At 61.7% G+C, this 9,997-nt stretch carries 8 protein-coding genes; 1 reads left to right on the top strand and 7 read right to left on the bottom strand.

The features are described 5' to 3' along the window. Nucleotides 1-275: 275 nt before the first annotated feature. From AC1DWI_RS05270 to AC1DWI_RS05260, 3 genes are all read right to left on the bottom strand, one after another. Complete coding sequence (locus AC1DWI_RS05270; protein WP_477724489.1) at nucleotides 276-1,253, bottom strand: alpha/beta hydrolase family protein; 978 nt, start codon at nucleotides 1,251-1,253, stop codon at nucleotides 276-278. A gap of 8 nt (nucleotides 1,254-1,261) precedes the next feature. Further along, nucleotides 1,262-4,090, bottom strand: coding sequence for a DUF3857 domain-containing protein (locus tag AC1DWI_RS05265; RefSeq protein ID WP_477724488.1), 2,829 nt, complete (start codon nucleotides 4,088-4,090; stop codon nucleotides 1,262-1,264). 87 nt (nucleotides 4,091-4,177) lie between these two features. Continuing rightward, nucleotides 4,178-6,022: a glutamine--tRNA ligase/YqeY domain fusion protein gene (locus AC1DWI_RS05260; protein WP_477671536.1), complete on the bottom strand. Its 1,845-nt coding sequence runs from the start codon at nucleotides 6,020-6,022 to the stop codon at nucleotides 4,178-4,180. Between the two features lie 118 nt (nucleotides 6,023-6,140). On the opposite strand from AC1DWI_RS05260, the gene AC1DWI_RS05255 reads away from it, so the two are divergent. After that, a complete protein-coding gene (locus AC1DWI_RS05255) occupies nucleotides 6,141-6,527 on the top strand; it encodes a hypothetical protein (RefSeq protein ID WP_477671537.1) in 387 nt (128 codons plus the stop codon). 112 nt (nucleotides 6,528-6,639) lie between these two features. Here AC1DWI_RS05255 and AC1DWI_RS05250 read toward each other — a convergent pair whose 3' ends face one another. The 4 genes from AC1DWI_RS05250 to AC1DWI_RS05235 all read right to left on the bottom strand — a co-directional run. Continuing rightward, nucleotides 6,640-7,221, bottom strand: coding sequence for a DUF3455 domain-containing protein (locus tag AC1DWI_RS05250; RefSeq protein ID WP_477671538.1), 582 nt, complete (start codon nucleotides 7,219-7,221; stop codon nucleotides 6,640-6,642). A 335-nt stretch (nucleotides 7,222-7,556) separates the two neighbouring features. After that, nucleotides 7,557-8,147 (bottom strand): DUF3455 domain-containing protein, encoded by a 591-nt coding sequence (locus AC1DWI_RS05245; RefSeq protein ID WP_477671539.1) that lies wholly within the window; start codon nucleotides 8,145-8,147, stop codon nucleotides 7,557-7,559. Between the two features lie 340 nt (nucleotides 8,148-8,487). Further along, nucleotides 8,488-9,042, bottom strand: a complete 555-nt coding sequence (locus tag AC1DWI_RS05240; protein WP_477671540.1) for a DUF3455 domain-containing protein — start codon at nucleotides 9,040-9,042, stop codon at nucleotides 8,488-8,490. 349 nt (nucleotides 9,043-9,391) lie between these two features. Continuing rightward, the coding region (locus AC1DWI_RS05235; RefSeq protein WP_477724487.1) for a DUF924 family protein at nucleotides 9,392-9,997 on the bottom strand (606 nt) is incomplete at its 5' end.

Below are 9,997 nucleotides of genomic sequence, written 5' to 3'. Positions count from 1 at the left end.
GTTTCATGCTCGTCGTTCGATTGAATACGGTTTTAACCGCGTTGTGGTCATTTAAACCTGTGAAAAGTACCCATGCCATTTGAACAAAGGCTGACCTACTACCCTATGGTTAGTAAGACTCAACATAGGTCGGCATGCCTTTAGCTTTCTGGGACATAGCTCGTCGATGGACTTATTGCTATCCGCCGTGTGTGCCACTCCTGCATCGAGGATCAGTGTCGTGTGTAAAGCGATCGGCATAGGCATAGATGGTACTTCTATCGGTAATAGCGAAGTTACCCCTTAAGCCCCTTACCCGCCCGCGCCACCATCTCCTCCGTCCCCAAATCCCTCGCACACCACCCCGCCACAATGCGCGACGAATTCGACAGCCCGTGCGCATCCGGACCGGTGCCTTCGCCTTGTAGCACCTGAACCGGAATCTGCGCTTTTTGCAATGCGTCGGCCATTACGGTTTGCGAGGTCCAGAAAACGTTTTTGTCATTCGGGTTGCCCAGCACAAACACGCGCAGCTTGGGGTTGGTTTTTTCCTTGGCGACAAACTTCCACGGCTCGTAGGAGTCGGCGTAGTTGGTGGTGTCTTTGCTGCGGCCCATCATTTCCCAGCGGATGCGGGGTGAGGAGGGTGCTGAGGTGGGGATGGCGCACACGATGTCCGAGCGCTCGGTGATCAATGACGAGGTGACGTGGCCGCCGCCGCTTTGTCCAGCGATGACCCATTCTTCAATGCCGTAGCGCTTCTTGATCTCGTCTAACGCGGCCGAGATGATGAGTGATTCGTCAATGCGCCTGCGCTGCATGTGGTCGCCTGATGAGCCGTGGGTGCCCGGGCGGCCCATGTAGATGTAGGGCATGCCGAGTGTTTTGGCCCAACCGTCGGCGAAGTTTTGCAACTGGGCGTTGGTCAAGTCCAGGTAGTTTTTGCTGGTCTTGCCTACGCCCACAAAGACGTCGCCATGAAAGAACACGATGGCGCGTTTGACGGGCTGGTCGCCAAAACCGGCCTTCCAGTATTTGATGCATTCGGCGCCCGAGCTGGCCGTGGCGGCCCAGACGGTGTTGGCGGCGGCCGCGCATTGCGCCTGGGTGGCCTTGACACCATGCAGGATGGCCGATTCTGAAAAATCGCCTGCGTCGCTAAATTCGAAACGGCCGAACTGGGCATGACCGGTGGCCGGTACCAGCAGGGATGYCGCCCATCCCGTCATCACCAGAAAATTGCGCAGGCGCTTGGGATAGGGCGATGGGCGCATATGTGGGCCTAGGGCTTGGCGACACCCATCTGTTGCAGCTCCAGGCCCGCTGCGACGTGCTCGATGTAGAGGAGGACGCCTTTTTCGCGGGCCTTGTTGAAAAACTCGGCGGCTTTTGTCTTGTCGCCCTGGGCATAGTAGTTCTGGCCAACATAGAAGTAGCCTTCCACAAGGGCCATGTCGCGTTCGTCGCCCTTTTTGCTGTCTAGTGTGGCCAGGGCCTGTTCGGGTGTCATCAGGCCGTGCAGCATGGCAAGGGCGGGGCGGGGCCAGTCACCGCCAGGCTTGGCCCTGGCAAGCGCTTGCTGTGCGGCGTCCGGCGTGATGCCCAGCCGCTTTTGTGTCCATACGCGCCACAGCTCTGCATAAAGTGCGGCGTCGGCATCAGCCTGTTTGGACTGGCTTGCTTTGGCAAAGTCTTCTGCCGCTGCCGCAAGCTGGCCGCCGTAGAAACGTGCGTGGCCGCGCCGGTACATCACGTGGTCGCTTTCGTCGCCGAGTGAAATGGCCTTGCTGTAGTCGGCAACGCTGCGGGGGTAGTCTTGCAGGCCAAAGTACACATTGCCGCGGCAGGCATAGGCGCGCGAAAAGTTGGGGCTGCCCTTGATGGCAAGCTGGGCGTCTTTCAGGCCTTCTTCGGGTTTGCCGAGGTCTGTGAGTGCCTCGGCGCGTTCGCACAGGGCGTTTGCCAGGTCGTCACCGCTCAGCCGGCCGCTGTCGATACCTTTGCCGATCTTGCCGATGCGGTCTTTCAGGCGGTCCTCAATTGTCTGGCGCAGGTTTTTGGCCCCCAGGCCCAGCAGGCCGGATGACTTGATATCGTCTTTACGCACCACTGCCACGGGGTAAAAGATCTCCCCGGTGCGGCGCAGGGCGGCCGCATAGGCCGGCACGCGTGACGCCTCGATCTGGGTTTGCAGTACGGCCAGCTCGATGGAGGTTGATGCCCGATTGCCGCGAAAGGTGCTGGAGACCTTGTAGTCAAAGGCGTCGTCGCGCACGGAGCGCGTGAGGGGGTCACGCACCACAGACACCTCAGGCGGGAATTCAATCTCGATCGAGTAACGGTTCTTGCGCGGCAGGACTTCCATGGACAGCGGCTGGGTGCGATTGACTGACGGTGGCATGACCACCATGCCCGCCATGTTGCTGGCGCTGTAGCGCACGCCCCACTCGCCAGTGGCCGTGATGGCCAGGTTGGGAATGATGTAGAGGTTTTTGACGGTTATGACGTTGTTTACGGTGTCGTCGAGCACCTGGAGCGGCGCCGAAAAACGGATGCCGGGATAGAGCCGCTCATATACCTCGCGAAACACCTTGTCGCGCTGCTCGGTCGTCCAGGCGGCCAACTGGATGCGGCGCACTTCCGCGCTGTAGCCCGACCAGAGGTTCTGGCTTTCGAGCGTGCCGTCGCCGCCAAATTTCGGCAGCGTGATTTTTTCGGTGAGTTCGTTGCGGGAGATCGCGGCGTAATCAGCTGACTTGATGCGGGTGAAGCTGCTGTTGCCGGGTTGAACAACGAGTACCTCGGAGCYTTCATGCGGCTGGCCCAGTGCGTCCAGCCGTCCGGTTTGGCCGATCAGGGTGGGGTCGAGAAAATAGGTTTTGCCTTCCACTTCCGCGCGCACGATGGCGTGGTCGAAAGCGTAAGGTGAAGGCAGCATCTTCGTCAGTCCGTCGCGGAAGCGGGTGGACACCAGCACCGGCTGTGCCTTGATGCCCAGCGCGCGCAGCATCTCGATCAGCATGAATGATTTGTCCTTGCAGTCGCCATAGCGGCGCTGCAGGGTGAGCGCGGGTTGCGTGGGGCGGTGCGAACTTTCACCCAGGGACACCGAGAAATAACGGATTTCGTTTTGCACCCATTGCAGTGCACCGGAGACGCGCTCGTCCATGGTGGGCTTGGTGCCCAGCGTTTGCACTACCTGCATGATTTCAGGAGGCAAGGGTGCGGTGCTACGGAACAGCTGGTCGGCCCAGTCCGACACCTCGGCCCAGCTCTGGAACTCCGAGAACTGCATGGAGCGGCCCACATAAAAACTGGAAGGAACCGAAGCTTCAAAGTCCACGGCTGGCAGCGCGAGCTGTTCCCAACGGAGTTTTTTCATCGCGCCGCTGACTGACTCGACAGGCTTTGGATAGTCCTTGTTCAGGTCGCCCAAAAAACGCACATTGATCTTGCGCGCGGAAGGATAGTTAAGCGTGACACGGCGCCGGTCAACCGGGCCGCCCTGGTCCCAGCTGGCGTAGTCAATGAAGCGGTTGCCCATGACCGGGTTGGCTCCGATGGTGGAGTAGGCGATCTCCAGTATGTCGCCGACGCGCAGGTCCTCAACCAGGATGGATGCGGTGGTTTCGCCGTTATAGGCGCCCATGTCGAGGCCGGTTTCCTGCTGAAGGAAGCGGATTTCGGCCGTGGCGAGCTTGTCAAGAACCTGGCCTGCGCGGTGAATGCGCAGGATATGGAGCTTGGCTCTCTGGTATTCGGGGTTGAAGGACACGGCCATCGTGCCCAGCGACTGCAACGGGGCATTGGTGTTGGCCAGCCAGGCCCGGTGTACAAAGCTGGTGGATTGTGCGGCCACCATGAATTGCGTGTCCGCCAGTATGGTTACCACTGGTGCCTTGCTTTGCGTGGCAGGCAGGTTGGTGATGGGTTCGACCCAACTGGGCAGGGCCGCCTGGCGCTCGAATTTGTCGGATGAAATCCGCACTTCCTTGACGCCTTCGTTCGGACCCTGGGTAGCAGGCGTCGGCTGGGACTGCGCGGCCAGTGCGCACAGAGCGAGCGTGCCCATCAACATCGTGCTGCGCACGGCATGCAACCAGATTTTCAAAATATTCTCCCTCGTAATTCGAATTGTTCTGTGGACGCTATTTTTAGTTTGTGCTTCGGTTTGAGCGGCGTCCATCGGCTTGCCAGGCTATTTGGCCCAGTTATCCTTCATGCCCGTGACCCGATTGAATACGGCTTTACTGGCAGAGTGATCCACCAGGTCCGTCACAAAGTACCCATGCCGCTCAAACTGAAAGCGCGTACCGGCGGGCACATTCGTCAGTGATGGCTCAACATACGCCGTCACGGCCTTGAGGCTGTCGGGGTTCAGCTCGTCGTGGAAATCCTTGTCGCCGGTGCCGGGGTGTTCGGTGGTGAAGAGGCGGTCATAAAGGCGCACTTCGGCCTGCACCGCATCGTTCACACCCACCCAGGTGATCACGCCCTTGACCTTGATGGCGTCGGAGCCGGGGGTGCCGCTCTTGGTGTCGGGGATCAGGGTGGCGTGCACTTCGGTGACCTTGCCGTTGGCGTCTTTCACTGCGCCTGTGCATTCGATGACGTGGCCATATTTGAGGCGGACCTTGCTGCCGGCAATCGCCTGCTTGCTGGCGTTGATGTGCGGCGGGAAGAGGCGGAAGAAACCTTTGGGGGGAGTCTCTTCGTAGTCGGTGCGTTCAATCCAGACTTCCTTGCCGATCTTGAACTGGCGTTTGCCCATGTCTTCATGGTGCGGGTGCACGGGTGCGCTGCAGTCGTCAAGCTTTCCTGCGCCCATGATTTCATCCCAATTGGTCAGCACCAGCTTGACCGGATCAAGCACGGCCATGGCACGCGGTGCAATCGGGTCGAGCGTGTCGCGCAAGGAACCTTCGAGCGTGCTGTAGTCGATCCAGCTGTCGCTCTTGGTGACGCCGATGCGTTCGGCAAAGAGTTGCAGTGATTCGGGCGTGTAGCCGCGGCGGCGCAGGCCGACTATTGTTGGCATGCGGGGGTCGTCCCAGCCGCTCACGCGCTTTTCAGTCACCAGCTGGGCGAGCTTGCGTTTGCTGGTGAGCACGTAGGTGAGGTTGAGGCGCGCAAATTCGTACTGGCGCGGGTGCGGTGTGGCAATGAGTTTGCCTTCGGCCAAACGGTCGAGCAGCCAATCGTAAAACGGGCGCTGGTCTTCAAACTCGAGCGTGCAGATGCTGTGGGTGATCTGCTCAAGTGCGTCTTCGACCGGGTGGGCGAAGGTGTACATGGGGTAGATGCACCATTTGTCGCCGGTGTTGTGGTGGTGTGCGCGGCGTATGCGGTAAATGGCCGGGTCGCGCATGTTGATGTTGGGCGAGGCCATGTCGATCTTGGCGCGCAGCACGGCGGCGCCGTCGGGCAGCTTGCCGTCTCGCATCTCGCGAAAGCGCGCCAGGTTCTCAGCGGGTGTGCGGCCGCGGAAGGGGCTGTTGGTGCCGGGGTGGCCAAAGTCGCCGCGGTTGTGGCGCATTTCTTCGGCGGTTTGTTCGTCAACGTAGGCGTTGCCGCTTTCAATCAAATACTCGGCTGCGCGGTACATGAAGTCAAAGTAGTCGCTGGCCTGGTAGGGCTTGTCGCCCCCTTTGCCATTGCCGATCTGCGCCCAGTCATAGCCCAGCCACCTGACGGCTTCGATGATGCTGTCGACGTATTCGGTGTCTTCTTTTTCGGGGTTGGTGTCGTCAAAGCGCAGGTGGCATACGCCGCCGTAGTCGCGCGCCAGGCCGAAGTTCAGGCAAATGCTTTTGGCGTGGCCCACATGTAAGTAGCCGTTGGGCTCGGGCGGAAAGCGCAAGCGTACCTTGGCCGGGTCGGGCTGGCCCCCAGCGTGGTGGGCGGCGTCCCCGGGGCTGCCGCCCCAGCGGCGGCTGGCATAAGTGCCTTCGGCCAAGTCTTTTTCGATGATTTGGCGCAGGAAGTTGCTGGGCTTGTGGGTTTCTTTGTCGGCGGGCGCGGAGGCAGGGGCGTGGGTGGTCATTGAGTGATTTTAGGGGGTTACGTTTGGCTACGCTCTTCACTGTGCATGCGGTACGCCGTTACGGGGGTGGCGCGTTTAATAAACACATGGGCATTTCCTGCCCTGTTAAGGAGATCATATGAAGACAGCAATCAAGGCAAACCGCTCCGTCGCCGTGGCAGGCGCCACAGCCGCGCTGGCACTGGCCGCTTTCGGCTTTGCCGGTGCTGCCCAGGCCCGTGACAACGTGACCTTTTCTGTGGGCGTAGCCGCTCCCGGTATAGCGGTGGGCGTGACCAACGGCTACCCGGTGTACCAGCAGCCCGTGTATGTGCAGCCCGCCCCGGTGTACTACCAGCCTGCCCCGGTGTATTACCAGCCGCGTCCTGTGTACGTGAGGCCTGCGCCTGTGTACTACGCACCGCAGCCGGTGTACTACGGCCCCAGGCACGGCCACAGGCACCACGGCGGTTACTACGTGCAGGCGCCCCCTCCGGGTTATGGGCCGGGGTATTACAGGCGCTAAGCCTGCGTTGCGGGCTAACCCGGTCTGACCTGGGTCGCCAGGGTTAGCCGCCTTGCAACAGCAAAAAGCAAAAAGCCCGCTTCATGCGGGCTTTTTGCCGGGCGCCGAAAGATCAGCCGGCCGGGCCCCAGAAAACATAGTCCGCCTCGTAAGGCACCGACACCCGCATGCCCAGGCTGGCGGATGTGCAGGGCGGGCTCGCCACCACCCCGCCCGCGGTTCTGCGGCTTTGGATGTAGCTGACGCTCGCGAGCGCACCCGGGGTTTCTGAAGGGCTCACCATGGCTCGCTGCAGCGGAAGGCCGCTACGGTCAGCGGACACTTCTACCAACTCCTTCGCGGTGACTTTGGAGCCGTCGCTGTGCACCCAGCGCGAGCGCAGGCCCGGGTAGTACGTGACGGTCTGGCCATTGCTGTCCTGCAGCCGCAGCCCCGGTGACTGGAGCAGCCAGGCGTATTCATAGGGCGCACGTTTGATGGCCTGGCACTCATACAGGAGGTCGCCCTTGCCCTGGGCTTCCAGCACGGCCTTGTGGCCCGCCGGCACGCGTATGGCTTCAGGCAGGGTCTGCTGGGCGTTGTAGGGGTTGGGCAGGCGCACGCTGCAGGCGCCAAGCACCCCCACTGCGCCGGTGACCATGAGCACGCTTCGCAGCAGGGCGAAGCAGGGAGCGCGAGAGGCTTTGGTGTTCACGGCAGGTTCCAGGTGAGGGGCGATGGTCTCAGGCACCAGTAAAACACAATGAGCCAGGCCCGCTGTAGGACGCTGAAGGGAATGGGTGCGGGCAAAGGTCGGCAGGTTTGACGGGGTAGGGTCATGGCGCATTGGAAGCGTCCAGCCGGTATTCCATGCCGGTGCCCATGCCGATGTCGTGAGGCAGCTCCATCCCAGTGCCAAATCTGGCTGTAGCCCAATAAGAATAAGCGCGAGAAGCTATAAATTCAGTAGCAGGTTGATTCTGCCCACGCCAGAAAAAAAGCCCGCAGACCAAGGGCCTGCGGGCTTTTGGGGTCCATTGCCGCTCTGCTTCAAGAGGCTTTCCAGAAAATATAGTCGGCCTGGTAAGACGTTGTCAGCTTGTCGCCGAGGTCGGATTGCGTGCAGGCCTTGCTCAGGTCTTGCCCGCCCTTGGTCTTGATGCGCTGGATGTAGGTGATGTTTTGCAGGACGCCAGGCGTGGCGCCCGATGCACCGGTGGAAAGCTGGTTCGGCAGGTTGGTGGCGCCTATGCGGGGCGCCAGCGCCACCTGCGTGCCGACGACGCTGGAGCCGTCGATGTGCGTCCAGGTGGCAGGCGGGCCGGAATATTTCGCGACGGTTTTGCCGGTGCGGTCCAGCAGGTCAGCCTCGGGCCTCACGAGAACCCAGCCGATGGTGCCAGCCGTGTCGGCGTTGGCCTTGCACTCGTAATGAAGCAGGCCGCTGGCGGTGGTTTCAAGCGCCACAACATGCCCGGGCGGCACCTTGACCGATGCGTCCAGCGGGTCCTGCGTGTATTCCTTGGGAAGCGGCGCGACACCGGAGCAGGCGGTGATCAGCGCGGCAGTGCCGGTAACCATGGCCAGCGTGACGGCAACGCTCTTGCTGTAGGCCCAAAAGGTGTTGTGTGTGCTTTTCATGAAGGCTCCTCGGGTTGTTGTTTTGCCTGCTTGCCAGTAAAGCCCGCTGAAATGTAAACATCTGTAGGACGCCGCGCAGCCTCATTGCCAGCGCCTTGCCGGACCGTTTGCGGGCAAATGCGACAGCTCAGGCGATACGCCAAAAAGACAGTCAGGCAACAAGCCCAAGCGGCAGCCAACCGCCCGTAAAAAAGCCCACAGCGCCGGCCTTGCGGCAAGCCTGCGGGCGTAAGACCAGCCCCGCCTGACTTCAGAGCTGGCGGCTCACCCTGGGAGATGCGGGTGAAGGGTATCGGGCGCGGGGAAGTGCCTGTGCGAACCTCCCTGCGCCTTCCTGCGCTTACATCGCCTTGTAGAAGATGTAGCCGGCCTGGTACTTCACGACCTGTTTGGCGCCCATGTTGCCGGCGGCGCAAGGCATGGCGGGCGCAACGCCGCCCTGGGTGTCCACGCGCTGGATGTAGGTCACGCCGCTCATGGCGCCGCTGCCCATGGCCGGATTGCCCTTGACGAGTTGCAAAGGGATGTTGCCCATGCCGCCTGGGGCCACCGCGATTTGCGTCGCCGTCAGTTTGGAGCCGTCCATGCTTTCCCAGGTGGCCGGCGGGCCGTAGTATTTGCCGACCTGCTTGCCACTGCGGTCATTGAGCTTCGCGTCGGGCCCGACAAAGACCCATTCAAACTGGCCGGCCATGTCTTTTTTGGCATTGCACTGGTAGGTGATGTCGCCCTCGCCGACGGTCTCCATCGCGACCTTGTTGCCGGCCGGCACCTGCACGGCAGCCGGCAGGCCGGCCTGCGAGTAGGTGGGCATTATGGGCGACATGCTGCCGCAGGCGGCGAGCAGGGACACGAGCAGAACTGAAGCTGAGGCGGTGGCTGTGCGTAAAGTCATTATTGAACTCCTGGGTTTTTGTGAACCGGCCAGGCTGGCCGGCGTGTACCGGACGTCCGCCCTTGTTGTTGGCGATGTGGCGCCGGACGTCCCGTTGCTAGTACGGCGTAGCCAAGGCTATGGATTCAAAAGCAGGAAAGATGAGGCCTACTGTTGCTTGCTATCAAATTAGTAGCTGCTTGCGCAAGTTCCACTTGGGCTGGAGGCCGATTTGATGCATAACTCCCGCAGAGCCGGTTCTTCGGCGTATTCACCAGCGGGGGCCGCGGAACCGGCTTTGCCGGGCCGCAGGCGCCGTCCCCTTGAGGGGAGAACAGGCTACACGCAGTGAGCCTGGACAGGGGGAACCTCACTGCCCGAAGCGCGGGCCCTTGAGGAGAAAGTCGGTTTCCTCGGGCGTATCGGTACGCCTCAGCGCCGCGTTGCGGTAGGGGAAGCGTCCGAAGCGGGCGACGATGTCCCGGTGCTGGTGGGCGAAGTCAAGATTGCCGCGCAGGCGCTGCTTGAGTGAATCGGGCGCGTCGTCCACCAGCCGGGTGAAGCGCGCCACGCATTCATCCTGCAGCGCCAGGCTCTCGGCATGCATCAGCGGCATGTACAAAAAGATGCGCCCGGCCCAGGGCAGCTGCAGGTCGGTTTGGGCGGCCAGCGCTTCCAGCACCAGTTGCTGGGCTCGCGCGTCGCCGGCAAAGGCCTTGCCGGAGCCGCGAAAGACATTGCGTGTGAATTGGTCCAAAAGGATGACCAGCGCCAGGCGGTGAAGGGGCGGTTGCGCCCAGCCTTGCAGGCCGCCGTCCACGGCTGCCTCGACCGCATGGCCGAAGCGCGTGCGGATGTCTTCGTCGAGTTCGGCGCCACCGCCAAACCAGCGTTTGCCAAGGTCTTGCGTGGGCCAGTCTTTTTCGACACCGTCGCCCAGCCAGAAGTCCAGGACTTCGGCGGGCGTGGCGTGGTG

The sequence above is a fragment of the Polaromonas sp. P3_C2 genome, from assembly GCF_056402675.1.
Note: the sequence above shows the minus strand (reverse complement) of the source record. Positions and strands in the feature narration are given on the sequence as shown.